Below are 25,420 nucleotides of genomic sequence, written 5' to 3' on the forward strand. Positions count from 1 at the left end.
AAAGTTGGCTTGGCAGACTACTAGTGCAGCTAAAAGATTTCTCTTTCATCGCTCCAACAGTTGAAGCAGAGTTGATATTGAGAGCAATAGAAACGGTGATTTCGCCGGAGAAAATTGTACAAAGTTTGGCGCAGACAGGCAGTGTTGAAGAACGTAAGCGAAAATTGCCATCGCAACTGACAGTTTGTTTAGTAATAGCGATGAGTTTGTGGGCATCGGATTCAATGGGAACCGTCTTGAAGAATTTAGTTCAGGGATTAAATAGGCAATGGACAAGATTGGGACAGTATTGGAAAGCACCAAGTAGTTCTTCAATCAGCGAAGCGAGGCAGAGATTAGGATGTCGGGTAATGAGCCAGCTATTTGAAAAAATAGTCCGGCCATTAGGGACACCACAAACGCCAGGGGCATTTTTAGGAGGACTGCGAGTCATGGCAGTAGACGGTACGGTTTTGGATGTGCCAGATAGTACTGCCAATGCCAGAGTATTTGGATATCCAGGGAGTAGAAAGGGAACTAGGGCTGCTTTCCCGAAGGTACGTTTGGTATTGTTAGTGGAGGCGGGAACTCATCTGATTGTTGATGCCTTAATGTGTCCCTATCGTATCGGTGAGAGAGTGCGAGCTTTAAAACTACTACGAAGCTGTGGTCAAGGGATGCTACTAATGTGGGACAGAGGGTTACATTCTTATCGGATGGTTCATGCTACTAAAAATCGTGGATGCCAATATCTTGGACGAGTTCCGAAGAATGTTAAATTTCCAGTAGAAAAAGTTTTAGAAGATGGCTCATATCTGTCGTGGATTGCTCCAGATCGCAAGTCCAAAAACAAAGGTGGGACACAGATTCAGGTTCGGGTCATAGAATACACTATCGACTCTGATGATGGACAAAAAACTTATCGCTTAATTACCAGTTTGATGGATATTGCTGTGTTTCCAGCTTTATTATTAGCTAACGAATATCATCAACGTTGGGAAATCGAAAATACTATTGATGAGTTGAAAACTCATCTCAATGGGCGCAAAACTCCAATTCGCTCTCTTAAACCCCGTGAAGTTGTTCAAGAAATCTACGGCTGGCTTTTAGGACATTATGCAGTTCGCACTTTGATGTTTCAAGCAGCAACTCACGCTGGAATATCTCCATTGCGCTTAGGTTTTACTGGTACTCTCAAAGTTATTCGACGGGCTATTTCTGATTTTCAGGATGCCAGTAACGAGCAACTCCCCTTTTTTTCTCCAAGCTAATTATTGAAATTTTGGAGCAAAAAATTCCTCCAAGACAAAGCATATCTAACCCCAGAGTAGTTAAAAAACCTCGCTCAAAGTTCCCATCTAGAAAACCAATCCACAGAGCAATGGGAACTAAATTTCAACCACTCACCTTTTCTATTCTCAATACCGCTTAATTCTTAACCGAGAAGTATTGCCTCACAAGTGATGAGCGTTGGGGGCTGATGGTGGCGTTTGAGGAGGCACAACCGATGATGTTTGGGCAGTTGGTTGCGAAGGCTCCCGACTGTGTTGAATGGATGGCTTGATTTTTAGGTTATGAGCGATCGCTGCGGGTTGTTCATTTTCCAAAATGGGTGAGCCGTTTTGGAATGGGTATTTGGGGCAGTGGCAAGAAGTATGAGTGAACTTTGGGGACGGTTGTAGGTATGTGGGGTGATGTTGGCAAAAGTATTATAAGACGCTAATCACAACAGTTTTGCCGTATCTAACTTTCTTAATCATAAATTATCGAGTTTCAAAATACTTATTCAGCAAGAATTGCAGATGCAGCATCTCTTGTTGTGTCAATACTAATTTATTCCCAAAGCCAACACGGAAAAGCAAATCCAAGTATAATTTTTTCTAATTGTTTTCTTTTACAATTTTAATTGCTCATCAATCCTAAAGAACAAATGTACTGTACTGAACATGAAATGGTCAATCTCTACACATAACTGCTTCCGCAGATGCCCAAGGCAGTATTTTTTTAGCAACATCATGGCTTTCCATAATGCTAAAGACCCTCTTCGGAGGGAAGCATTTATGCTCAGGCAACTAAAAAGTATTGATGAATGGCGAGGTTCTTTAGTTCACAGTGCTATCGAACTTTATTTAATTAAATCTTTAGAGGGGGGTATACTCATTTCAGAAAAAGAACTCTTAGATAAAACTATCACTTTAGCGAAAGCACAGTTTGAATTTTCGCACCACCAAAGATACAAAGATCCTAATTTGAAAAAAAAGGATGCTGGAAGTAATTTTTTAGCTTTACGAGATCATGAACATGGAATACCAATTCCTCAAGAAAAAATTGATAGTTTATATAAAGATATTAAGCAATGCTATGAATTCATTTATTCAAATACGAGATTTATAAAATTTTTACAAGGTGCTGACGATTATTTCCCAGAAAAATCAATATACTTTAAATTCAATGGAAGCAATTTATCAGCGCAACTAGATTTAGCAGTCCCTTACAGTCAGAACAATAGTAATAAACTTTGTATTATTGATTGGAAAATCAGTCGTGTTCAAACAAGTGATTATTCTAAGCAATTATACTTTTATGGATTTGCTGCTTTAAAAGACAGGCAGTGGCGAAACTATAAGGCTGAAGATTTACTTTTAGTAGAGGCTAATCTTCTTCAAGGTAAATTCGTCAAATATACCGTAAGTGCAGAAAATTTACTTCAAATTGAAGACTTTATTTATCGTAGTCTTCTAGATATCCAATTTTTAACAGGAGAACGTAAATATAATCTAGATGACCTGGAAGACTATGAGTATGCAAATAGTCCTATGTCTTGCGAATATTGTAAATTTGAAAGAATGTGCGTGAGGTTCGCTCAATGAATAATCATATTTTCAACTTATTTGCTATCGAAAATTTATCAGAATTAAGCTGTAGCTATCAACTATTGGAAATTACTAATCTTCCAGATACACATAAAAATTATCTGGAGAATATTAATCGTTTAGCAGGAATGGTTGCATCTTCTGTCCAGAAGCCAGTCTGTGTATTATGGCAAGAGAAAAAGGCTTATCTTGCTACAACTGCTCCAGTTGATAAAATAAAAACTGAATGGCGTTTAGTTCCACATATTGCAAAACTTGTACCAGAGTCTAAAGTACATCATCTTGATTACAGTAATATAGCTCCAGACCAAGTAAAATTAGCAATTAGGTTATTAAATTATGATATTCGTACTGTATTGATGAAAGTTCCAGAAATCTGGAATGATAGTTTTGGATCGTTTTATTTTCGAGATGCAATAAATTCAGAAGATAATAGCCAAGTAGATGCGTTGCCTGGCTTTGTTTATCGTCTTCATTATTTACTTGATAAAAAAATTTATATCTCTTTGGACTCAACAATACGTTATATTGACAGGTTATCTCTTTTACAATATCTAAGTAACGGAAGCAAAATCAATGATTATAAATTTCAGCATTTTCTTTATAAATTCGGCTCTCAATGGTATCGAATACAATTAATGGGAAGTACTGGAAATTCTCTCATCGAACAATTATTTTTCTCAGAAAAAGATAACAAAATGTGCAATGTATATGACTATACTTTAAGTAACTGTGGTTTGCCACTTCCTGATTTAATAGCACAGCTAGATCAAGATTCAACTGCTATCAATTACCAGTATCCATACAAAGCTATTGAGCGTTATGGGGCAGGTGCTTTATGCTTTAAAACTTATAAAACTAATGATTTTAAAAACTCTAATATTCATAAGTATTCTATATTAAAAGCCTCACAAAGACTGCATAAAAGTGAGGAAATTATAGGTAGATATTTCCAAAATATATTTTTCGGAAATAGTACAAAAATAGTAGTTACAATACAACCTTTAAAGAAAACTATTGAAAAGTTTGATATTCCTGATCTGCTTTTTGGTAATGAGCAAGTTCTCCATGTTAAGAGAGACAGTGAAGACACAGGAGTAGATGTCCTAAATTATGGCAAAGCACGAATGAATCTGCTGTTGGATGAAAAAGCAGGATTATTAGTTAAAGAACGATTAGAAATTCAATATATTTTTATACCTAAGTCGTTAAATCGCTCTGTAGCTAAGAATTTTCAAAATAATTTCGAGTATCAAATGAAAAAATTTTTGTCCCATCCTTACGAGCTAAAAAAGATAATTTATAATGATGAGAAAGCTAAAAACCTTCGTCAACAAGTTGAAGCAATTAAAAACGGGATTGAAGAAAATGAAATTGATAGAGGACGTGTATTACTAATATTGCCCGAAAAAGCGCATCCAGACCTTCATAACTTTATCAAGCGAGAACTATTTGAAATTTTGCAATTTCAATGTATAAATGCTGTTAAATTAAAAGATTTCTTTAAGCCAAATAATAATGAATATGATTTGATTGAAAAGAGAAAAGGAAAATATTATGGTTACATAAAGTATGCAGCACTGGGAATGTTATTAGTTAATCGTCAATGGCCTTTTGCGCTTAAAGAACCACTTTACTATGACGTATACATTGGCATTGATGTACTAAATAATATTGCAGGGTTTACGTATATATACAATGCAGGCGAAAACTGTTATTTTCGCTATCATAAATCTCCGCAAGGAGAAAAGCTCACCGAAAGACAAATATCTAGTATTCTTAAAAAAGATTTACGAGAAGATATTAGTTCTTTAAAATTACAGCCATCCTCGATTGTTATTCATAGAGACGGACGTAGTTTCACCGAAGAACATAAAGGATTTGTAAAATCTATTAATTCTTTGCAAAAAGAAGGATTTTTATCCGAAAATATTAACATAGGGGTTATCGAAATTCACAAAACCAGTTCTGCACGTCTCAGACTGTATTACGAACAGGATGAAGTCATTGAGAATCCTAGTATTGGTGACTATTTCCTTATCGACAACAGGGAAGGCATTATTTGTACCACAGGGTTCCCTTTTGAATTTTCTGGTACAGCTAATCCGTTACATATCAAGATTGCATACGGCGATTTAGATATGAGAAACGTACTTAGCGATATTTTTGCTTTGGCTCAGTTAGGTTCTTGGGCTGCTCCTGATAAAGCTGCCCGCTATCCGGCTACGATTAAAATAGGTGATACTTTCCTTGAACCTATTGCTAGCGATTCCGACGACGAAGCAGCCCTGTATAGCGAGGATGAACCTGATGAGGAGGAAATAAGTAGAAACTTAGGTGAGGATGACGAAGTGGAAACTTAAAGGAGGTAAGCAGTAATGAGCGGAATCGGAATAATTTCTCAAGAGTATAAAAATACTTCTATTTTGTTTAAAACTCTTAATGATTCTATTATTTTACTGAAAAAACATCATTATAAGCTAAACAGTGCAGAACACATTTCGGCACAAGAACTTTCTACAGCCAGAGAAAAACTAGCCGATATTTTAGATAAAGTTGTTACACAGCTAAATGATAATAATTCTCTTGAAGAGAATGAACAATATTTACCTCAAATACCACCATTTTTTATTAAACGCTTACAAGAGCAGCATAAAGGAGATATTAATTGGTACAAGGATGACCTAAAAGAAGTTCAACAAATTTTAAGTGATGGGCAAGAACTGACAAGTGACTTTATTAATCGCATTGATGAGTTATGCGAACAATTAGATGCTGAAACTACGAGATTGTATCGTAAGCTACGAAGAAGGTAAAGGTAGATCGAAAATGTCATCACAATTTTTCTGCGGACAAGTTCGTTTACTTCTTAAACGATGTTATGCGTTAAGGCAAGACTTACAATCCTTGAAAAGCTTACCAGAAGAACTGAACTTGTATCTTAACAACGTAGACGCAGAGTTAGAAAGTTTGGTATACGATATCAAACAAATTATTGATGATCCTGATTTTGGAGTAACAATTTTACTAAAAAATCAAATTAAATCATATAGACGTTGTGCAGAAAGAGTAAACATTTTAGAAACCTCAAAACTGACATTACTATATCATTTTAATTGTAAAGATTATTACTTTTATAAATTTGCAGAATTTTTTTGCAAAAACATAAACTATTCTGATACTCCTCCCTTAGTTAGCGCCCATAGTTCCGAATATTTTTCTGCTATACCTACAGAAAATATAATCTATATTCCTTTATGCGAAGATAAATTTTTACTAGCAATCCCAGATTTTGTACATGAACTTGGGCATTTATTTTACAACTGTTATGAGCATGAAATTATTCGTAATTTTGCAATAACTATACGTAAATATATCAAAAAACAACGGGAAATATTAAAAAATAAAGCCGCATCAAAAAATTATCCAACTTATTTTAAGTTATTAGAACAAGCTTGGCTTCAGGAATATGTTATCGAGTTTTCGTGCGATATTTTTGCGACTTATCTTGTAGGTTCAGCTTATGGCTGGTCTCATTTAAGGCTTGTACTTGAATCTGAAGCTGAAATTTATTCCCCAAGCTTGGAAGAAGAGGGAACACACCCTGCGGATGAAGCTAGAATGCGCGCAATTTTATTGACGCTTGAGGAACTGGGAGAGCTAGAGCAGATAGAAAAAATTTCTCACGAATGGGAACATTTTAAGTCGATTATGGAAGACTCACCAGATTTAGAGTACCAATACTGTTATCCAGATGAGATTTTACGTAAACTTTCACAACAAGTAATTGCTGTATGTCAACGAATTGGGTTAATTGCTTACGACAAACAACCTCTCACCAACGATAACCTACCGTCGCTGATGCAACAGGCATGGCAGCAATTTCACTCTAATCCAATAGGATATGCAGACTGGGAAACCCAAACGATAGAGAACTTAAAATCGCTTTTATTGCCTCCCAAGTAAGTTTTTGAGTAGAGGATCAGATACAATATTATTTAAACAATAGCACGTTTAGTATTTTTACTGTTAATTAGCTAGGTAAGATTAATACGATTCTGCAAAGCACGCAGTTCAGATAAATGTTTCAAATAATATGGATCACTGCTGGAAACTTTTTTTTCAGATTCCTCAATACATACTCTTGCCATTGCTTTATTTGGTGGGACATCTTCCCAATAAGCATAAGCTTGTTGTAATAGACATAAATGTTCTGATTTACCATTGTCTTTTGCATTTCTTAGTGATATGAGTGCTTCTCGCGTCTTACCCAAACGTGCCTCAATCATTCCTCTAGTAAACCAAGCATCTGGATCATTTTTAATTATTTCTGTTGCTTTTTTAGACTTATCTAAAGCTTCTTCTAATCTGCTTTGAGAAAATAGAAAATAGGCATAACGATCAAAAAGCCAGCCATTAGTACTATCTCTTACAGTTGCCTCTTCGTAGAAAAGTTCACAGTCATCAAATCTCTGTTCCTTATAGGCTAGCCATGCAGCACGTGCATAAGTATGTCTGTAAGCTTTATCTACGCGGTCACGTATTTTAGTTGAATTACTTCTTATAAATTCGTTATAACGGTTTTTAACTTTTGTTACAGAAGAATCCATAGGATAATTTGTACCGTTGATAAGAATTATTCTATTTTCACAATATTTGAGAAATTCTGAGTTAAATGAAATTTGCAAATGATCATTAAATCTTATAATACTAGCAATACCTCGGCTTTCTTCAAGAGCTTCACTTGCTTCAATCACAGTAATTTCTGCTATTGAGCAACATAATTTAAGCAGTAAATCGTCATGAATATCTGAAACTCTAGTCATCAACAGTAGTAAATGTTTCATGTTGGTAGACAAGCGTCTCCATGCATCATCATATAAAAACTCTCCTAAATCTTGACGTTGCATTCTCAATACCCGATCAAATGCACGTTGAAGACTAAGATGAGGATCATCCAAAGCTTGAATAAAAACTTCAAGAACTAAAGGTTTATTTGCCAACTTATTAGCATATTGGCGTAATGTTGCTTGTCCTGCTTGAAGTATTGACTGACGTTTAAGTAATTCGGCACGTGCGCGAAGGAAACTAACGGACTCATCAACATCAAAAGGCTTAATTTCAATTGGTTGCGCTTCTATTGCTTCACGGCGACGTGATGTTAGTAGAACCCGTCCAACTTTCCTAGACAAATCTTTTATTTGAGCAGCCAATGCATTAATGTCTTCAGCATTGCTTACCATTGTCTCTGTATTGTCTAAAACCAAAAGATGCGATTTGCGATCTATACCCCATTCTTGTAAATAACTAGCTAACTGTTTAATCAACAAATCGGAACTAGATTTGTACCAGTCTTTGGTAAGAGGTTTTGATTCTAACGCCCGTACTATAGCAATAGCAGCATCCGCAACACCAACTTCACGTATCCGTATTATTTCTAAACCATTTAAACCCCAACGTGTCTGCTTTGCAGTATAAAATGTAATTAATTCAGGTTTCCATACAGTATTAATCTTACCTTCAAGTATGCGATGTAAAAACTCAACAGCAACAGTAGTTTTTCCTATACCTCCATCACCAAAAAGCATACACGCACGTGAATCAATATCATCTGCCCATTCTTTTAATTCATTTAACTCTTTTTCGCGTCCAGTAAAATTACGTGTTAGCCGTTCTGGTATCAAAGCTAAAGGAGACCAATTATCATCGAAGGAAGTCCAAATACTATATGTTGGATAGTCGTTGATGTCAGATGCGCCTAAGACATCTTTTGTTTCGTATGTAATTGCCTCTCGTTCAAAAAGGGATTTTTGTACCTGTGCATAAACAATACAATTTCCCGCAGTTCCTTTTTTGATTTTACGATAACATATCAAATTTCCTCCATAGCTTTTGAGTAGTTGTAGCGTGTAATCCGTCTGGTCAGGCATTAAAAGTATTAAATTTTCATTGTTATGAGAAATATTAGGTAATATTTGAGACAAGCTTTCTATTGTTAAATTAACAGCATCTAATTCAGCTTGAGGATCAAATTGTCCAGGAAGTCCATGACCTTCCACACCTTCATTTCTAAGATGTACAAATTCCCGTAAAACGTTTTGGAGATTTGGATTGCTAGTTTTAGATAGTCTAATACAAGGACGCGATGAAGATATTGGTTGCCAAAAAGGACGACTGACTCCATTCCAACCGTAATGTTCAGCAGCAACAAGCAACTCTGCAAGGACATTAACTAATGTTCCATCTGAAGGCTCACGTAACTGATTCAAATTTAACGCTATTAAAGGTAATGTATTACTTCTTGATGTAGCACGTATTTTAATTAACCACTCAGCTAGTGAAATACACGCATATTGCAAAGTTATACGCATTAATGCAATTGCTGCTTGTCTAGCTTCGGCTTGAGAACTTAATATTTGTGCTTCTTTTAAAAGGTTTTTAATTCTATTGATCATTTTTAGTATAAGTAAATTTTATATATTTATATAAGCATATCTAATTTAGTTATAAAGATTGCAATAATTTGCTTTTGCTATATCCTTAACTCATGCACACGCTGCCATTCCTGCTAAGTAATCCTGTAATTGGTAGCATTCGGCTGGCGAATGACAATCAAATTTTTCAATACATGGTCTTGTTTTAAGTTTTCCCGTAACAGAGGTTTTTCTAACAGCTTGCTATTGAATCGAACTTTGGCGCAAGGTTTAACACCAATACGGCTGGTATCAATCTAGTAACCAATATCAGGCAGACTAGCGATAACCTTGGGTGGTTCGATGATTTCTGCGATCGCATAGATTCCTGCCTTATCGCCAGACTTCCAAATCATTACTCCATCACCAGTAACCATGTCTTTGGCATAGCGTGTTGCCAGCCACGGCATCTGCTCAAAATCGCGGATGCCGTCTATGATGCGGTAATACTTAGGGTTGCCTTGAAATAGCCAGTAGGCCATTAGAATTAGATGATAAATTTATAACGAATCATTAACACAAACAAGAAGACGTTCCCTTGCCCGTGTTGCAGCAACATATCGCTCACATCGTTGAAGTAATTCTGCTTCTGCAAGTTTATTCATTGCGTCAGATTCATTGCTACAGCCCATTGCGATCGCTCTAAATTCCAATCCCTTAATTCGCTTCATTGTCCCCAAGCGAACCCCTGGCTCCTCTGGCCCTGGATCTTCTTCTCTGGGCTTGAGTTCAAAAGTTGGAACACCTTCTGCTTCCAGTGCTGTGCGAATTGCTGGTTTATAAGGTGTTACGCAGATTTCGTGGAAAGCAAACCCATCTTGAATCAACTCTTTTGCCCAGCTAGCAATACGCTTTGCCTCTTCTTTTTCATCCGCACACTGCACAATTTCTGGTTTTGGGCCTGTAAACACGGAACGATCACCTACAATTGTGGTTTGTCCTCGATCCAAATCGTCAATTACAGTGCCTTCAAGGATTGATTGAGCAAAAAGCCGGATTTGTTCACTGGTACGATAATTTACTTTTAATTGTCTGGAACGTCCTTTGACATATATGCCTGCCAAATTTAAAGGCACTTTACCCCGATAAATACGTTGATGTCCGTCTCCAGCAACGCATAGAGGATCTGAAAGACCCTGATTTACTTGACTTAGAGCAGCAATTAATTTTAATGCTTCCAGGCTGAAATCCTGCACTTCGTCTGCTAAGACGTGCCTAAAAGGAGGAAAGTTACTTTGCTCAACCGCAAATCGTGCCTGATGAATTGCACCTTCAAAAGTTAAAAGGTTTTGCTTGAGCAGTAAACGCCTGAAAGCCTGAAATATTGGCCATGCCTCACGTCGTTCTTTTCTCCCCATCCGAGGCCGCCCTGTACGAACGGTGGTTAAATAACCTTCTTCAGAATCAACTCCATTAGCATCAATTACAAGCTCAAACTCTTTTTGGAGTTCTGCTTTTGACATTGGTAAATTAAGTATAGTTGGATCTGCCCAAACCTCGTCCCAAAGGTCGTTGAGTTCTTCAGGTGAAGCAATCCGCCCTTTCCAGCCACTACGAGAACAAATAGTGCGGGCAAGCTGATTTAAGTTAGTGACTTCAATGTGTTCTGCTGCTATTGGGTCGAGGCGGCGTAAGTAGCTTTTGATAGTTACAGACAGGTTTGTTGTGAAAGTAGTGAGCAGTATCCGCTCCTTCGGATTGTTTAGGTGCTTGGCAAGGTAAACAGCACGGTGCATCAAGGCAACAGTCTTACCAGTTCCTGCTGCACCTGTGATACTCATAGATCCATTAGTTTGCCACTCAACAATCTTCCTTTGTTGGGGATGGAGAAAAATTCGCCACTCTTCTAAGGAACCACCTTCCAGCATTGCCTTGAGGGTTTCTTCTCCTTCAACTACTACTAAATCTCGGTTTGGTCGCTGGGTAAGCTGTGAGAAATCTCCGGGGCCGACAATAGTGACAGGTTGCTCATCTTCTACATCGGTTCCCAGTGCTTGGGCTAGGGCTTCGTCTAGTGATAAACCAGCTACAAGCCCCACGAGAGCCTCATAGCATTCTGGTGGTAGATATTCGCTAAGTACTTCCAACTCTTGGTCACTCTTAACATGTCGAACTGCTGGGATAAGCAGCTGCGGTACTCCAGCATGGAATAGATCATCATCGGCAAGATTTTGCAGAGGATAATCATCGACTGTTGGTGTGGGAGTGACAGCATCGTGCAATGCTTCTGTTGTTTCTTGAACGTCAAAGATTTGGAATGCCCCAGTACTTTTATGTACTTCAAAACGCTTGTTTTTTGCCCAGGCATAAGAACGGTCATGGGAATCAATATGAACCAGTAGAAAAGTATCACCTTGCTCCGGTGCAATTACAATAGCCCGATAGCCATCTGGTAAGTCTGCTCCACGAACTTTGTGATCGAGCATGGATTCTTTCAGCCCATGCAATCCAATTGCTGTGTCCCAAGGATTAATTTGAAATTTCTCAATCAGTTCTGGAACCTTTTTTTGTACTTTTTTGGGCAGTTTGTGAAAATGCTTCAGCACTTGGGCGTGCATCATTAGGTGAGCCATCAATTATTCCTCCTGATTTCAATTAGTTCAATCAAAAAAGCAGTACCCTTTGCTTGTATTTCATTAGCAGTGACAACAGTCCACCCATTTGCTTGCCAAGCAGAAACTAACAAGGCTTGGTCTCCCCCTAACACTGCAATTCGAGCCTCTAACCATGCCAACTCTGCTACGGCGTTTTCATCAATTGCCTCATCTTCATAAGCAGCTTGAGGTACTGGTACTCCTAATGCTGCCAGTTCATCAACTACAAATCGCAGCGACGGAATTACCTCAGATCGGACTTGTGCCCATTCACCACTTGCTTCTACAAAGCTCGTATCAGGAAGTACATCGGGTGCAGTACCAGTTTCTACCTCTGAGGTAGTGAAGAAACTAAACGCCCCACAAAACTGCAACAGGTTGAGACAGGATAGAAACTTGCGCCAACGAGGACGATAGGTTTGAGTTGCTAATCGCTCAGTTTCACTGTCATCTAAGCGGGCAGTTACTCGGACGCGATCGCGGCGAGTTGTTAAGCAATCAGCAATAGTTGCAAGGGCAATGACATCTGTCCCACCACTAATTTTGTCATAGCAGATCCATTCGCCGTTATCGATACTGGCGGGAACAATGAAACCCTGACCATTACGCCAATCATTGAGGGAAATACGCAAAGCAGATTCAGCATAAGCATATTTTCCGGCTAGTATTTCTAAAGGAAATGCGGCTGTAAACTCTGCTAAACGTTGCCAACCACTAGCTTGAGGACATTGGATAAAACCTGTAATTTGTTGCCAAGCATTACCAATAGCTAATCTTCCTGAAGGTATACCTTGGTTAATGCCTGCATTAGCAAAAATCTCTACTTTTGTTGCTATTGCTTGAGGAACAACCAAAAAGTCTTCCAACTTTGTTGCTGTCAAATCATTCCAGGTCAAGTTCCAAATGTGATAACGACCAGAAGCGAGAATAGCTCGCCGTTTTGCCATGTCATCAGCTAGCCGATTAATTTCTACATGAAACTCAAAGCCATCAGTAAAGATGGCGACTGGTTTAATCGACTCGTCGTCAGCACACCGCAGTAGGAAGTCTGGTTGACAGCCGATCGCAACCCCTTGGGCTAATCCCAACTGCGGCTGTAGCTCAAGCTCCCAAGTGCGGCTGGCGTTGGGTAAATTAAAGCGAAAACCAGCCTTACCATATACTAAGGTTTTCTCCCAAATGCCATTATGTTCATTCACCCATTCTTCTAGCTTGCAGACAAACTTGCGCTCTAAAACACTGCCAAGCAAGGAGTTATCAGGAATTTCGGTGAGAGCTTTATGTTCCACTCGACGATCGCCTGCGGCAATTAGTTGCTTTAACAACTTGATGCCCCGTTCTCGGCTGATGGATGTGGCACTGTATTGTTGAGCATAAGTGCGAATGCAACGATAGCAGCCATCCGTATCGCGATCGCTTTCTTTTTCACTCAGCCGTCCACAACGGCAGGTTTCTAAGGAATCTAAGGCACGTCGCATCACTGTCATGATGCCTTCACCAGCCCTTCCAGTAGCATCGGTTTCTTGAAATAGGGTTTTGAGGTAGCCTGTACCACCAGGAACCCGATCTAGAATAATTAAATAATCGCGTTGTACATTCTTGGCTCCATCTGGTAGTCGTTGGGGAAAGATAGTTAGGTGACTAGGGTCGCCTTCAAATCGCAGTCGTAACCCTAGCAATATACAAGCTTCCAAAGTTGGGATGTCGTCATCAATCCAAGATGGGACAAGTATGCGAATTGCCTCTGAACGAATCTCTCGATACAGGTACACGGATTCTGCTTTAAAAGGATTGCTAGAACGACCTTCGGCTTTGGCTTTTTCCTGTCGCCGACGAGCAGAACAACTGCGGCGGTGTGTTACCTGCTCGATGAATTTTCCTGGTGTGGCAACTACACCGCAATCTGCACAAACTTGAAAGCCACGCTCAGGGGCGTTTCCTTCTGGTCCAAAGGCAACAGTACCAGCTTCGTCAAAATAGCCGACGTTAACCTCACGCAAGACTACCGCAGCACGATATTCAATCCCGAAAGGCAAGGTTTCCTCGCCTACCGCTCCTGTTGGCTCGTCAACTGTGAGGTCAAAACTCCGTCGCCTCTGGTAAATAGTGTGTTCTCGTTCATCAGCGCGATCGCTCGAAAGACTATCATATTCTTCCATCACCGAGATAGCTTCGGAACGAGAAAAGTCGATGAAAGAACGGTGTTGGCCAATATCTGCTTGACTATCATCGCCACTGTCATGACCGCACTGTGGACAGGCTGGTTCTTGGTTAATGTTGCTAGTCAGGCGCATGTGTCCACATTGTCCGCAAATTGCCCAGGTTTCTGTAAGTGGTTCCTCTTTACTACCAATGGAAATCTGTTGAATCTCAAATTGGCGTTTATGAGTGTAAAAGTGATTGTGGGGAGCTAATTCTCGTAGTGCAGTGGCAGCAGGTCTGACAATTTCAATTGGGGGAACGGGATTTTCTCTAACTCGGTGGCGATTATAAACCGAACCATAAAAGCGCACACCGGATTCAGGAAAGGCATAATTTGGTAATAGTCCGTGGTCAGTTAGTAACTCTAGGGTTGTGATGCGGGACAGGCTATTTTGTCGCCCTTTCAGGACACGCAGTTCGTCCTCAATTTCTCGCCGTGCATCTTCCTCATGTTCCTCAATCTGAGATTTTTGATTCTGCAATCTTCTCCGAGCATTGTCTATTTCCCGTCGCTGACGGTCAAACTCGTTAACAACTTTGCGAATCCGTTGCTGGAGTAGTTCAGTTATAGTTTCGCTACAAAATCTTGTTCTGGTATCGTCTCGAATCACATCTAGAAAGCGTGCTAAGAAAGACTCCTGCAATTGCGTCTCATTTTGGGCAATCCATTGCAACATTCGCGGAATATGACCCTTGAGATTCTCGATATCCCGGATCAGTTGTGTGCCAGTCCGGGGTAGTTCCGATAAATTTCCAGTTTTTACCGCCGAGTCAAAACAGTAGGCAAGATACTGACGCACTAATACAGCTGAAGCATCCACCCAACACCCAGGTGCATCAACTTTACCGCGTAGCATTTCCACAGGTCGGGCATAAAAGAAAAGGTCGTGGGGTTGATGCTTGATTACAGAGACGATTAATGCTGTACCTGTTGCTCGTCCTGCCCGACCAATACGCTGAAGATAACTAGCTGTGGTAGGCGGTATCGAACATAACATGGTGCTGGATAGATCGCCAATATCAATTCCCATTTCTAGAGTGCTGGTGCAGGTAAGCACATTGGGATCGTCTGTGTGTTCATTAAGCGCAAAGGTGCGTTCTAGAGTTTCTCTTTCTTCTGTCGCTAAAAGTCCTGTGTGTTCGCTAGCGACAACTCGACGTAAAGCCCCTTTACGGTAGCGGTCTTGGTAGTATACTTGTCGTCTAGTAAAATCTTCAGGGCGATACGCACCTGTCCTAGCACTGTATTCTAAGCTAGGAGCGCCATTCCAGAAAATTGCTTCCTGTTCTGGGCGGACTATTTGTCGCCCTGTTTCCGAGCAAATTAACCGGACTCCGTTTGGTACTAAACTTACGGCTATGGGATTAATAGCATAGTAAGCTTTATTACCATCTGTATGCAGTCGCAGTAAAAGTTTTGTTGCCTCTGCTGCTTGATATAACAGTTTTAGCAAGTCAACTGTCTCTGCTTCACTCATGGGATGCTTAAATACTCGATGTGTCCAACGAATATGCCAAGGCTGTGTATTCCCTGAAGTGTTGCCGAAGATGAAGTCATGAGAGCGATCGCTCCCAGTTACCATCAATTTGGGTCGATAACGAGTCATCGGGGGATCATTGGTGACAAGTTAAGGAAAAGGAGAAATTGTCAAGGGTGATATTTGTAGTGTTCAAAAATAGTGGGAAACTCAATCTAGACAAGTAATTGAGCGATTGAGACTTAGCCATGACCACCAGCAAAAAAACCAATAGAGACCATGCCAAAAAGAAACACAGACCAATGGTGGAAGACGAAGTAATTGCAGAGCAACTGGAAAGATTACTGACACCAGCGATTACAAATCAAGAAAATTACTACCGAAAACTAGGACTCAGGGAACGGATACTGAATTTACCATTGATGATGGCTGCGGTGCTGACCTTGTTATGGAGAGATGTAGCAGGAGTCAGGGAACTGACAAGAATGTTAGCCAGAGACGGTTTTCTGTGGTGTAATCCCACAAAAGTTAGTCAACAAGCAGTATCACAGAGATTTTTGACATTTCCATCAGAATTATTTGAAAAAGTATTTAAAGATTTATTGCCTAGTTTGAGAGCGGCTTGGCATAGTAGAAATAAACGTCCATTACCAGAAAGTATTCAGTTTACATTATTAAAATTCGAGAAAATTTGGATAGTAGACGGGTCAACACTGGAGGCATTGTTTAGGAAAATACAAAGTTTAGAGGAAGCTCAAAGAGGACAATTAGCAGGAAAGATGAGTACAGTCATTGATTTAATGACCAGATTACCTGTAGAAATTTGGTTTGAAGAAAATCCTAAAGCTTCTGATACTAAACTAGAAGAAAATATCCTAAATTTAGTTAGAGCCGGAACTTTACTCTTATTAGATAGAGGTTTTTATCACTTTAACTTTTGGCATCAATTAATCGAGAATAAAGTTGACTTTATTACCAGAATAAAGAAAGGAGCAGCAATCAAAGTAGAACAGGTGTTGACAGATAGTTATGGACTGCGAGACCGGAAGATACGTCTCGGTTCTGGCACTAAAAAGACTCCGTTTATAACTTTACGTTTGATTGAAGTAAGGTCATTGGTGACAAGTTAAGGAAAAGGAGAAATTGTCAAGGGTGATATTTGTAGTGTTCAAAAATAGTGGGAAACTCAATCTAGACAAGTAATTGAGCGATTGAGACTTAGCCATGACCACCAGCAAAAAAACCAATAGAGACCATGCCAAAAAGAAACACAGACCAATGGTGGAAGACGAAGTAATTGCAGAGCAACTGGAAAGATTACTGACACCAGCGATTACAAATCAAGAAAATTACTACCGAAAACTAGGACTCAGGGAACGGATACTGAATTTACCATTGATGATGGCTGCGGTGCTGACCTTGTTATGGAGAGATGTAGCAGGAGTCAGGGAACTGACAAGAATGTTAGCCAGAGACGGTTTTCTGTGGTGTAATCCCACAAAAGTTAGTCAACAAGCAGTATCACAGAGATTTTTGACATTTCCATCAGAATTATTTGAAAAAGTATTTAAAGATTTATTGCCTAGTTTGAGAGCGGCTTGGCATAGTAGAAATAAACGTCCATTACCAGAAAGTATTCAGTTTACATTATTAAAATTCGAGAAAATTTGGATAGTAGACGGGTCAACACTGGAGGCATTGTTTAGGAAAATACAAAGTTTAGAGGAAGCTCAAAGAGGACAATTAGCAGGAAAGATGAGTACAGTCATTGATTTAATGACCAGATTACCTGTAGAAATTTGGTTTGAAGAAAATCCTAAAGCTTCTGATACTAAACTAGAAGAAAATATCCTAAATTTAGTTAGAGCCGGAACTTTACTCTTATTAGATAGAGGTTTTTATCACTTTAACTTTTGGCATCAATTAATCGAGAATAAAGTTGACTTTATTACCAGAATAAAGAAAGGAGCAGCAATCAAAGTAGAACAGGTGTTGACAGATAGTTATGGACTGCGAGACCGGAAGATACGTCTCGGTTCTGGCACTAAAAAGACTCCGTTTATAACTTTACGTTTGATTGAAGTAAGGTCGGGAAAAACATGGCATTCTTATTTAACCAGCGTCCTAGACCCTCATGTTTTACCCCCTTATGTAGTAGCAGATTTATATCGGCGGCGTTGGCGAATTGAAGATGCTTTTAATATAGTCAAAAGACTCTTGGGGTTAAGTTATTTATGGACAGGTTCAATTAATGGAATTAAGTTACAAATTTGGGCGACGTGGTTATTTTATGCGGTTTTAGTAGATTTAGGTGATGCCGTAGCGGATGAACTCTCTCTACCCTTTGATGAAATCTCATTAGAAATGATTTATCGTGGTCTTTACCATTTTACAATGGCTCATCAAAAAGGTAACACAACAGATACTATTAAGTATTTTGCTGACCCTCAAAATCGAGATTTAGGTATTATCAAACAGAAGCGAAAACCAAACGTTAAGTTAATTGTCGCTCCTTTTCCTGATCTCCAACGAGGGTCTGACCAGTTTTTTTTCAGCGATTCTCTCAAAGCCTCTTGACAAAAGACTTACAGCTTTAACTTGTCACCAATGTCGGGGGATGCACTTCTCGGCTCAAAATTGCATGTCCAAAGGGAGCTTTCCCCCAGTAGCTTTTGCGGGCTAAGTCTTCTAGGTAAGAATGCCCCAATGCGCCGCGCAATCGATAACGGTAAAGGATTCCCAGTAGCCAGCGACGCAGGTTATCTTCGCTAATCTTTTTCAGTTGCGTATCTACAGACTCGATGCGATCGCTAATTTGCTTCACAGTCTCATCTATTTTCTGCCAATCCCAAGCTATACAGGCAGAACCACTCGCTTCCATCGTGCGTCCGCGCAGCAGCATGACTCCAAACTCACTGGTTGCTTGCCAAGTTAAACGTGTTTCGATATCAGATGCTAGGGCACTTGGGGGATTTGTTAGTTTCGGATTATTGCGATAATTGAGGTAATCTTGATAATCATGTAAATCTGGTGGCAACAAAGCAGCGATCGCCTTTTTCATCGTTCCTGGTTTGCCAACTCCAGGTTGACTCCACCATTCCAATAAGCGTTTTCCCACTTCTGTTAATGGCAAACCTACTACACCAGCATTATTAATTACCCCTTGCAGAGCGGTGCGAAAGGTGAAATTATAAGTCCGGGCTGAGAGAAACCCGGCACGATGGGAAGCATCCTGAACGCTATCGGTGAAAGCTAAAAGTTTTGGATCGTTGTTGAGCATAGATCCAAATAACTCATCCACCATGACGCTCGAAAGGGTAGCGGAACGCGAACCAATAATAAAAATGCTCTCCCGTGAACCGCAGCAAGGGCAAGCCTGAACTCCATGCAGGGAACCATTTGCTAGTTTTTCCACATCTTGGTTGAATGCAACCCGCAAGCGGCGAGTGTCATTAGTTAAAGGACAAGCTCCCTGCCCTTGGCGTAGGACTAGACTGGAAGGATGGAGATACCAAGCTCCAAACAAGTCTCCTGAATTGATTGAGCCATCGCTATCTGGGACAATTAGCACAATGCGTTGGTCGTGGCTGCCATTGCGACCAAACCAGCCCCGGTAAATGGCACTGATATCATTAGTCAGCTTAAAACCTTGAACACCTCTGGCATTAACGGCGGTATCAGACTGGCGATTTTGCAGACCAATCCAACCAGAAGCACCGCACTCGTTACACTGGAAGGCAGGAAGTAAAGTTTGTTCTGGCGAAGGTTCATCTAGCCAACCAAAAATCGGTTGTTCTTCCACAACTCTACCAATCCGAGCTAATTCTCGCACCCAAAGCTGTACTTGAGTCGGGACTAAGGGAAACGCTCCTTTGCTCCGAATTTCTTTGGCGTGGGCAACAAGGGCAAAGAAGGCGGTAATAATCCGCTTCCGGTCTTCTAAATTGGGGACGGCAATGAAGGAAAAATCTTTGGCTGCTAGCCTTTCTACTAACTTTGTCCAAGTGAGCGGCCCTTCCAAAGAACGTTCAGCAGCATCAAAAAGTTCCAGCAGGTGCTTGAATAGTTGCGTACCTTTTAACCAATCTCCTAAAGAAACTGACCAATGCTCAATAGCAGTAGCGCGTAGGCGTAGCCCGTCACAGACATCGCCTGTTGTTGGTTCAGCAAATTCTGGGCCGCCCCAAACCTTTGCTTGGCGGATAGCGTAGGCTGTAGCATCTTCGTCTGCTTGTGGTTCGCAGTCTTCAGAAGTTGGTAAATCAAGGGAAATCAGGTCTTCTTCTGGTTTGACAATTTCCTCAACTGTCAGCCTATCCTCGACAATTACGGCTTCTGTGGGAATTTCTTCTTCAAACAAAGTACTGGCAAACCGAGCTAGGCGATCGCCTCCTGTCTCGACTGCATCCACTGATATTGTTAAACCAAGAGCGCGATCGCTGCGGTCGCGATCGTCCATTGTGGCACTAGTACCCACAACGCAGAGTTTACCTTTGGAAATATTTAGCCTTTCTTTGAGTCTGCGAATCAAACAGGCGACATCTGCACCTTGAGCGCCATCGTAAGTATGCAGTTCATCAAGGACAAGATATTGCAGGGTGTCCGATTGGTTGAAACGCCAAAGTTGCTGGTCTTGCGGTCGTAAGAGCAAGAAATCCAGCATTTTGTAGTTAGTCAGCAGGATATCAGGCGGGTTTTCTAGTTGGGCTTCGTGGTTGGTAATGCCGTGGTCTTTGCCCATGCTGGTTGTGCCAGAGTCTTGCGAGGTGGGATCGCCAGGGTCGTAGCGTCCGGTATAAGTACCGACACGAACACCAGCTTTTTTCAGTACTGGGTCGTCCCAAATAGATTTGGCGAAGCGGCGTTCTTGGTCGGCAGCCAGGGCATTCATCGGGTAGAGGACAATTGCTTTAATTCCAGGCTGTCTGGCTTGTTTGGCTCGGAGACAGTGGTCGAGTAAGGGGTAGAGGAAACACTCAGTTTTACCGGAACCAGTGCCAGTAGTGACGAGGGTGGGTTCTGGCTTGCGGTTTTTACTACTCAAACGTCTCCAGGCAACAGCTTGATGGCGAAAGGGAAGGAAGGGAACGTTGAGGTCAAAAGGAGGGGTATAAGGTTGAGATGCTAACCGGAAAGGTCGCCGCAACTGTACCCACGGGCCTTTAAACAGTCCTCGTTCTGGGTCTTGGAGGAATTGTTCAAAGGCACGGCTGACAGAGCGATCGCGAAAATCAAAAGTAGATTGCAGGTAATAAAGCACCTGGCGGCGGATGTTTTCGGCAATATGGGCTGGTAGCATGATTAAACTCCGCCTCCATAGCGTTTCTGCAAGACTTCGTAAGCTTGGGCATAATCGGCTTCGCGGTCAACTTTGGTAAAAGGCGGATAGAAAGTTTTGGTGACTGTTTCTAAACCATCGTTGATTTGCCAACTTACAGTCAGGGGTGAAGTGCCGTTCCAGTCTTTGAGGGCTTCACGGACTTCTTTTCCTCCAGGGGCTTTACGGTTAGTGCTGGGGAGGCGTTGACCTTTTGCGTCGTATTCATCGCCGAGTTCGTATTGCCGCATCACGGGGAACTGTACGCGGTAGATGGTGGTGAGTTCGTCGAGGGATAAACCGAGGGCGAGGGCTACCAAGACATCAATTTCGAGGAGGGCTTGGCGGCGGGAGTAGTCGCTGCGGAGGGGTGAATGCCATGACCACTGCTGCGGGTCGAGTTCGTACCAGGGAGACTCGAAGGAGTCTAGCATTGGGTTTTCTACTGCCCAATTGTCTTGAGTGATTTCGGTGAGGGCGACAGATGACCAGAGGTCGGCGTAGTGTTTGGTGAGGGCGTTGAGGCGTAAGCCTCGGTGCATAATGGGGGTAAGGTGCGGGTCTGTGATTTTGGGGATAATTCGTAAATCAGCTTCTCTAATGTTGGCTCTACCTGATGCACGAATAAGATAATCAGTGATAATTGAAGTACAGTAAGAAGCAAATGCAACTAGGTCTAAATAATTTTCAAACGTAATGCTAGAAACTGCATTTATATGGGTGGCTCTTGGCGGGATAATAGCACTTAATAAGCTACGTTCAGTGCTGAGGTTCGCCATTATTCTATTTGCAAAGCGGTATGAGTTGATTACAGGTTCATTATTATTCAATTTTAAAATAGCCGCATTAAAAGTATTCAGACTACCGTTAGTATCTCCAGGTCGATATACTGCCCTTGGTAGATAATTTTCCGGGATTTTTGTAAGGTCAACTTCATCATAGGCTCCTTTTGATAAGCACTTAGTTCGTGGAGTTTTATTCAAGGGATTACCAACATATAAATGAGGCCCACTAATAACCCATTCAAAAGGATTATTTGGTTGAAAGCTCGGATGTTCTTGCCGTGTTATAATCCCATCATCTTGACTATTTGATTCGTGAAAAAAATCTGTAGGGTAATATTTTCCCTTTAATTTTGGTAACAACTTTGGCAACTGACTAATTCTTTCGAGAACTGTAACTAATTGTCCGGTATGTACTTGTGATAGACGAGTTTCAAGAAGTTGAACTGAAGAGTCTTCAAGTAAAGTATTGAATATTTTTAAAGTTCTCTCTGTAACTTCAACAATGCGGTCACAATGTCCTCTTATTTCCCATTTTCCATCATGTGTCTTGACTCCAGAAATTATATCTCCAGGACTTTTATGGCTAAAACTGGCTGTGATAGTAATTGGATTATAAAGGTTAACTATTTGTATGAAGCTTACTTTAGCCTCGCTACTTCTAAAAACATTAAGGCTAAAATCAGCTTCATGACCTACATCCTTAAATAGCTGCATTTCATTTTTAAAATGATAGCGATTGACAAGACGGGAGTAACAAGCACGCCGTAAATTTCCCCCTTTAGGATCGTCATAAATACCAGGACAGTCTTGATGTATCAGCCCAGCAAAACCTTTTTGAGATAGTAGTAACCAGCTTCGCACGATAAAGTTTTTGTACAGATTCGTCTGACTTCCTCGCAAAGCTTCATAAATTCGATGACAATTCAAAAATGCAACCGTTCCTAAACTAGATTGTTGAGTATCTAAATAAATTCTTCTGTTCAACTCATCTTTTAAAAGTTGAGGGCGTTCTTTATTAAACTCTGCACTTCTAGCTTCCCTAACTCCTAAAATTGCATTGAAATCACACAATAAAGCAGGATCAGACCAAGACACTTTTAACCAAGGCGGGTTTCCTAAAATCACATCAAACCCTTTTGACTGACTCGCATCACACCCCAACACCTCAGAAAACGCTAATTCCCAATGCTGAAACTTCTCCTGTTCTGCAACTTCCCGACTCACACGATACCAAGAAACCGCCGCACACAGCAAATCTGTATCTAAATCAGTCTGTGCAGTAGCTTTGAGCAAGTTCGCTCCATCAAAATTGCAGCGAAAAGCTTTAATACTTAAATCTCCTGACCGCGCCAACAATATCTGCGCTGCTTCTAAATAATCTTCTCGCCTTGGCAATGCCTCGACTTCATACATCGACCAGAAAAATAACGCACACCAAGAGTCCATTAACAATTTCAACCGTTGAAAACTGCCAGAAGTAGATTCTAGTTTTGCCTTCACCTCTTCCTGTAACGCCAAACTTGGGCCGAATTCTGTTGCTGGGGGTTGAGGCCACACACTACCAGGACAAGCTGTTTTCTCTAATGCTGCTAACCGTTCCTTGGCATATTGCTGTTCGTGTTGGTCAATTAAATCGCTAACAGCCAGGGCTAAGTTTACCTCTACTTCTGTCCATTTGCTTTTGACCTCTTTTCTCAGCCAGTCCTCAGCTTGCTGCACTTCTTGGGGGTGAAACTGCTTGACCAAAGCATCGCCAGCAGTCGGAACCATATCAGGGTCAAACACTAGGTAGTGATAAACTTCGTTTTTGCCTCGCTGTTCTCCAGGCTGGAGTTGGCGGGGTTCCACCGCCTCGTTACCGCTTTTGAGATGCACTTCTGCCAACAATTGCGCCTTTGTCCAGACTGCGCGGCGTGCGCCAATTAAACTGTTACCCGCTCGCAGTCGTAAGCCAAACCAAGGCGTTGCTCCCCTTACCCATTCTTCCCTCCCATCTTCATGAATCAACTTTGCCCGGTGCATGGAGTTGAGCCACAGGGACAGCGTGCCCAATTCTACCGCCGTGGGGTTGAGGTCTACGCCGTAAAGATTGCGGGTAGTGATGTAGTGTCTAACACGACGCAATTCATCAGGAAAATCCGCAGGTTCAATCAATTGATTTAGTTGTTTCTGCTTCAATTCCAGGTATTTTTGCGCCAGTTGGTTTGCTGCCTCATTCAAGAAAGCACCGCTTCCCATTGCTGGTTCACAGACTGTTAATTGCAGAATTTTGTCGGCATTTTCTGGAGTATAGTCTTGCAGCAATGGTCGCAAAGTTTCTTCAACTAAGCATTTTGTTAACACTTCCGGTGTGTAATAAGAAGCACTCAACTTTCTATCCAATCCTGACAGGTGCAAAATAAATGAGCCTTTAGGATAAATCCGGGGTTTGCCATCATTGAGGCGTTCTACCTCATCTTTCTTAAATTCCTCCAATCGGTCTTTTGGGACAAACCAAGTTTGGGTTTTGGACTTGCTAAATTCATCTTGAGCGCGTTTTACTTGGAGAAATCTTGCTCGGCAAACATCCCCTTGTAAGAAAGCAATCCTTCGTAGACTGCACCTAGCTGATTTATACCCAGGTCTGCGTAGTTTACCCGTCCAGTAGTTTTGGTTTTTTCGTTGTAGCTGAGAGACAACAGACGGATAACCTTTTGCAAACAACGGTTGGAAAGTTGCGCCCGACTCAACAATGGGGTAGCTTTCGGGTCAAAAAGTGTGGCGGTTAAAGGTGGTAACTCAAAAGTCCGTTGTTGTTGGGCAAGTTGCAATTGCAACTGGTCGGGATTTTCTTCCTCTTGCAGAGGGTGAAATCCTTCGTGGACTAAGGTGAAGAGTCTATTTAAATGTGTCTGAAAGTAAGTTCCTTCGCCAGACTGTTCAGAAAGTGGGACTAACTCTAAATCACGCAATGCTTCCAAGCTGTAGCCCAAACGGTAAGCATCATCATTGATTGGTAAAACACCCAATTCCGCCCCATGCGCCTCCGCGTAGAAGCAGAATATCAGGCGATACACAAAGGTCAAAGCTTCATGACGCAGTTGCTCGGCGGTGACAGTAGTTGAACCATCAGGTAAAGCTTCCTCTGGGCGCAGGTTAATCATACCTAAACTACGACGACGGCGATCGCTCACCCATTCATTTGCTAGTAACTCAATTGCTTCTCGTACTGCCACCTGGAGGTTTTCTGTCACCCCGTGAGCCAGCTTGTGGCTTTGTTCTCCCAAGGTATCATGCAATAATTCCACAGACTCACTATCTGGAGCCAGCGTCTCCCGTGATAAGAAAGTAGCGATTTGCTCAAAGGTCGCTTTCTCGTTCCGACCAAAAGCTTCATCTAAATCAAAAGCCAACCAGCGTCCGTTAGCATAAGTTTTGCGGTCAATTAACAGTATCCGGCTTCCTGCCAGAATCATCACCCAACGCGGTGCTTCTTCAGTTTTAAAAATCTCACCAACTGCCCGACCCCAATCACCTTGTACCAGTTTGTGGTTAGAATCAACCAATTGCTCTGACAATGGCTTTCCTTCTAGGGGGTCTTCACTGGCTGCGCCATCTGGCAAACTGCCATCGGGAATGCAAAACACACTCTCGCACACAACCAACCAAGGTTGCCCAAATCGCTGTAATAGTCCCAAAATTGGAACGTAGACATCGCCACTTTCCACAGGCAAATCCAT

The 25,420-nt window shown here is 41.2% G+C and carries 13 protein-coding genes and 1 pseudogene; 7 read left to right on the forward strand and 7 right to left on the reverse strand.

Annotated features, from left to right (window positions below; genetic code table 11):
• Positions 1-23 precede the first annotated feature (23 nt).
• Positions 24-1,250, forward strand: a complete 1,227-nt coding sequence (locus GTQ43_RS36475; RefSeq protein ID WP_414859164.1) for an IS4 family transposase — start codon at positions 24-26, stop codon at positions 1,248-1,250.
• A gap of 183 nt (positions 1,251-1,433) precedes the next feature.
• Here the strand turns inward: GTQ43_RS36475 and GTQ43_RS36480 are convergent, their stop codons facing one another.
• Positions 1,434-1,586 (reverse strand): hypothetical protein, encoded by a 153-nt coding sequence (locus GTQ43_RS36480; RefSeq protein WP_265277563.1) that lies wholly within the window; start codon positions 1,584-1,586, stop codon positions 1,434-1,436.
• 339 nt (positions 1,587-1,925) lie between these two features.
• Between GTQ43_RS36480 and GTQ43_RS36485 the strand changes: the two genes are divergently transcribed.
• The 4 genes from GTQ43_RS36485 to GTQ43_RS36500 are packed head-to-tail and all read left to right on the forward strand — an operon-like array spanning position 1,926 to position 6,818.
• Positions 1,926-2,849 (forward strand): PD-(D/E)XK nuclease family protein, encoded by a 924-nt coding sequence (locus GTQ43_RS36485; RefSeq protein ID WP_265277564.1) that lies wholly within the window; start codon positions 1,926-1,928, stop codon positions 2,847-2,849.
• A complete protein-coding gene (locus GTQ43_RS36490) occupies positions 2,846-5,215 on the forward strand; it encodes a Piwi domain-containing protein (RefSeq protein WP_265277566.1) in 2,370 nt (789 codons plus the stop codon). The genes GTQ43_RS36485 and GTQ43_RS36490 overlap by 4 nt, the downstream gene beginning before the upstream one ends.
• A gap of 15 nt (positions 5,216-5,230) precedes the next feature.
• On the forward strand, positions 5,231-5,668 hold the full coding sequence (locus GTQ43_RS36495) for a hypothetical protein (protein ID WP_265277567.1): 438 nt from the start codon (positions 5,231-5,233) through the stop codon (positions 5,666-5,668).
• A 13-nt stretch (positions 5,669-5,681) separates the two neighbouring features.
• Entirely contained in the window at positions 5,682-6,818 is a 1,137-nt protein-coding gene (locus GTQ43_RS36500; protein WP_265277568.1) for a hypothetical protein, read from the forward strand.
• Between the two features lie 71 nt (positions 6,819-6,889).
• Here GTQ43_RS36500 and GTQ43_RS36505 read toward each other — a convergent pair whose 3' ends face one another.
• The 4 genes from GTQ43_RS36505 to GTQ43_RS36520 all read right to left on the reverse strand — a co-directional run bounded on the left by GTQ43_RS36505 (position 6,890) and on the right by GTQ43_RS36520 (position 15,728).
• Positions 6,890-9,307, reverse strand: a complete 2,418-nt coding sequence (locus GTQ43_RS36505; RefSeq protein ID WP_265277569.1) for an ATP-binding protein — start codon at positions 9,305-9,307, stop codon at positions 6,890-6,892.
• Between the two features lie 275 nt (positions 9,308-9,582).
• Positions 9,583-9,807, reverse strand: a complete 225-nt coding sequence (locus GTQ43_RS36510; RefSeq protein WP_265277570.1) for an EVE domain-containing protein — start codon at positions 9,805-9,807, stop codon at positions 9,583-9,585.
• A gap of 18 nt (positions 9,808-9,825) precedes the next feature.
• A complete protein-coding gene (locus GTQ43_RS36515; RefSeq protein WP_265277571.1) occupies positions 9,826-11,898 on the reverse strand; it encodes a UvrD-helicase domain-containing protein in 2,073 nt (690 codons plus the stop codon).
• Positions 11,898-15,728, reverse strand: a complete 3,831-nt coding sequence (locus GTQ43_RS36520) for a helicase-related protein (RefSeq protein WP_265277572.1) — start codon at positions 15,726-15,728, stop codon at positions 11,898-11,900. Before GTQ43_RS36520 ends, GTQ43_RS36515 begins: the two co-directional genes overlap by 1 nt.
• Positions 15,729-15,901: 173 nt before the next feature.
• Between GTQ43_RS36520 and GTQ43_RS36525 the strand changes: the two are divergent.
• Positions 15,902-16,714 (forward strand): annotated as a pseudogene (locus GTQ43_RS36525) (transposase); the annotation flags it as partial.
• 163 nt (positions 16,715-16,877) lie between these two features.
• Positions 16,878-18,176 carry an IS4 family transposase gene (locus GTQ43_RS36530; RefSeq protein ID WP_265273659.1) on the forward strand — a complete coding sequence of 433 codons (1,299 nt, stop codon included), beginning with the start codon at positions 16,878-16,880 and terminating at the stop codon, positions 18,174-18,176.
• 16 nt (positions 18,177-18,192) lie between these two features.
• Here GTQ43_RS36530 and GTQ43_RS36535 read toward each other — a convergent pair whose 3' ends face one another.
• Both GTQ43_RS36535 and GTQ43_RS36540 read right to left on the reverse strand, forming a co-directional pair.
• The gene (locus tag GTQ43_RS36535; protein WP_265277573.1) at positions 18,193-20,898 is read right to left on the reverse strand and encodes a DEAD/DEAH box helicase; all 2,706 of its coding nucleotides are present in this window, start codon (positions 20,896-20,898) and stop codon (positions 18,193-18,195) included.
• Between the two features lie 2 nt (positions 20,899-20,900).
• Positions 20,901-24,404, reverse strand: a complete 3,504-nt coding sequence (locus tag GTQ43_RS36540; protein ID WP_265277574.1) for a BREX-1 system adenine-specific DNA-methyltransferase PglX — start codon at positions 24,402-24,404, stop codon at positions 20,901-20,903.
• Positions 24,405-25,420: the final 1,016 nt, after the last annotated feature.

This window comes from Nostoc sp. KVJ3, from assembly GCF_026127265.1.
Taxonomy (GTDB): domain Bacteria; phylum Cyanobacteriota; class Cyanobacteriia; order Cyanobacteriales; family Nostocaceae; genus Nostoc.

Bases quoted from the DNA above. Each gene is read 5' to 3' on its own strand.
- GTQ43_RS36485 (WP_265277564.1), top strand. From the start codon at position 1,926: ATGAAATGGTCAATCTCTACACATAACTGCTTCCGCAGATGCCCAAGG.
- GTQ43_RS36490 (WP_265277566.1), top strand. From the start codon at position 2,846: ATGAATAATCATATTTTCAACTTATTTGCTATCGAAAATTTATCAGAA.
- GTQ43_RS36495 (WP_265277567.1), top strand. From the start codon at position 5,231: ATGAGCGGAATCGGAATAATTTCTCAAGAGTATAAAAATACTTCTATT.
- GTQ43_RS36500 (WP_265277568.1), top strand. From the start codon at position 5,682: ATGTCATCACAATTTTTCTGCGGACAAGTTCGTTTACTTCTTAAACGA.
- GTQ43_RS36505 (WP_265277569.1), bottom strand. From the start codon at position 9,307: ATGATCAATAGAATTAAAAACCTTTTAAAAGAAGCACAAATATTAAGT.
- GTQ43_RS36510 (WP_265277570.1), bottom strand. From the start codon at position 9,807: ATGGCCTACTGGCTATTTCAAGGCAACCCTAAGTATTACCGCATCATA.
- GTQ43_RS36515 (WP_265277571.1), bottom strand. From the start codon at position 11,898: ATGGCTCACCTAATGATGCACGCCCAAGTGCTGAAGCATTTTCACAAA.
- GTQ43_RS36520 (WP_265277572.1), bottom strand. From the start codon at position 15,728: ATGACTCGTTATCGACCCAAATTGATGGTAACTGGGAGCGATCGCTCT.
- GTQ43_RS36530 (WP_265273659.1), top strand. From the start codon at position 16,878: ATGGTGGAAGACGAAGTAATTGCAGAGCAACTGGAAAGATTACTGACA.
- GTQ43_RS36535 (WP_265277573.1), bottom strand. From the start codon at position 20,898: ATGCTACCAGCCCATATTGCCGAAAACATCCGCCGCCAGGTGCTTTAT.